This is a genomic window from Plesiomonas sp., from assembly GCF_051650925.1.
In the GTDB taxonomy this organism is placed as follows: Bacteria; Pseudomonadota; Gammaproteobacteria; order Enterobacterales; family CAMTGL01; genus Plesiomonas.
Window position 1 is genome coordinate 1 of the sequence record NZ_JBOFRH010000432.1, and the last position, 1,759, is coordinate 1,759.

The window sequence follows — 1,759 nt, forward strand, 5'->3', positions numbered from 1 at the left end:
CACTGTTGACCGTTGAGCGAGCGGTGGCGCTATGGAGTGTGGCGCAGCAAAGCGCGCAGGCGCGGCAGGCCGCTGAGCAGCTGTTCCGCCAGTTATTCCCTGAGCAAAAACGGATCGTCAATTTACGCGCTCAACTCAACGCTGCGCTGCGCGAAACGCAATCAGCGGGCAGTACGCAGGAGTTATTGGTGTTGCTACCGACCATTGCGCAGGCATTAGACAGCGCCGCGCTCGCTACGCCAGTGAGTGTACTTAACTTGCGCTTTGATCAGCCGCGCCAAGAGGTGCGTTTAAAGTTGCGAGCAGGGAATTTTTCCGATTTTGATACGCTGCGCCGTCAGCTGGCAACGCACTTTTCGGTGGAGTTAAGCCCACTGGCGCAAGAGAGCAGCGTTAACCGCAGCAGTGGCGTAAGTGGCGAATTTATTTTACGCGGAGGAAAAGCCTAATGCGCGGTTATCTATCTCGCCTATCAGAGCGGATGGCGGCACAGGGTTCAGGCTTTGATTCACTGCGTCATGCTTATACTCGAGTGGTCAGCATGGCAGTGCTGCGGATGGCCCCTTATTGGCAGGCGCGCTCAGCGCGTGAAAAACGCCTCGTGATCCTGGCCAGTGTTGCATTGCTGGTGGGCGGATATTACTGGGGCATTTGGCAACCGTTGCAGCAAGCGTTAGAGCACGAGCGCGGTCAATTGCAGCAGCAGCAAACCTTGCTAACGCGCATGCAAGTAGCACAGCCGCAGATACTGGCACATCGCAACGCACAACCTAAGGCGGGGCCCGCTCGCCCACAAGGCTCACTTGCACAGGTGATCAGTGAAAGTGCGCAGCAGCACCAGATAGTGGTAACGCGGATTGTGAATAAAGACGATAGCATTCAACTGAGCATCAACCCGCTCAGTTTTAACAGTTTGCTGGCATGGCTCAATACGCTACATGATGAGTTTGGCATTCAAGTGCGTTTCTTGGATGTCAGTGCCGAAATGATGCCGGGGCAGGTGCGCGTATTGAATTTGGAGTTGGCATAATTTTAATCGACACTCAGACATCTAACTCAACAGTACCTAATTAGAGGTATGCAAAATCAAATTCGGTGACAAATAAACCGAGATTTGTGCGATTAATTTCAGAGAGGCTAATCTGAATGCGTTCTATTTAGAGTGTTTAATCTATTTTGATTAGTGAATATTACGAATTAATGAAAACGTCATCTAAGCTTTATTGACAGCCCATTTACCCCTGTGCTCAAATGCCAATAAAATGAGAAATCTATTTGCATGCTGAATGCACGCTCTATTTTCTGGCTGTTTTCTGAGTTCGGTTGGTCAATATATTGTCGTTATTTGCGTTTTGGTTTGACAGTTTATTGTCGAATTTATCTATTTGCTTAATGAAATAATTAAATTGATTATTAAAACGACCAGTTAGTGCGCCAATTTGTCTGATGTATATCAAGCGCCGACGATTGATTTAAACCTCAATATAAAATTAAGTTTATCCGCTTTGCGTATTGCATGGTGGAGGATGAGTAACAACGCTGACTTATTATTGATATGCATCAATGCTGATATCCTTATCGTGGCTCGGATACAAATAATCGCGGATATAAATAAAAAAATTAATAAATCCCTCTTAGGGATTGCATCAACGTTTTTGACCGCAGCGGTATCACGCCGAGGTGGTCTTTTTTGGCGCAGCATCGCTTCTGCGCTGTTTTTTATCTCTAAACTGGAACTATGATGAAACTGACTAAAATT

Annotated in this window: 3 protein-coding genes; 2 read left to right on the forward strand and 1 reads right to left on the reverse strand. The window is 47.1% G+C overall.

What is annotated here, in order from left to right:
• Together gspL and gspM are read left to right on the forward strand one after the other, a co-directional pair.
• Nucleotides 1-449, forward strand: a 449-nt coding sequence (gspL, locus tag ACRC27_RS10415) for a type II secretion system protein GspL (RefSeq protein ID WP_438639828.1), incomplete at its 5' end; no start/stop codon positions are given.
• On the forward strand, nt 449-1,030 hold the full coding sequence (gene gspM / locus ACRC27_RS10420; protein WP_438639829.1) for a type II secretion system protein GspM: 582 nt from the start codon (nt 449-451) through the stop codon (nt 1,028-1,030). The genes gspL and gspM, both read left to right, overlap by 1 nt.
• Nucleotides 1,031-1,453: 423 nt before the next feature.
• Here the strand turns inward: gspM and ACRC27_RS10425 are convergent.
• Nucleotides 1,454-1,759, reverse strand: a 306-nt coding sequence (locus ACRC27_RS10425) for a hypothetical protein (protein ID WP_438639830.1), incomplete at its 5' end; no start/stop codon positions are given.

What these genes read in the sequence shown, in the direction of transcription:
- gspM (WP_438639829.1), top strand. Translation starts at nt 449, where the DNA reads ATGCGCGGTTATCTATCTCGCCTATCAGAGCGGATGGCGGCACAGGGT.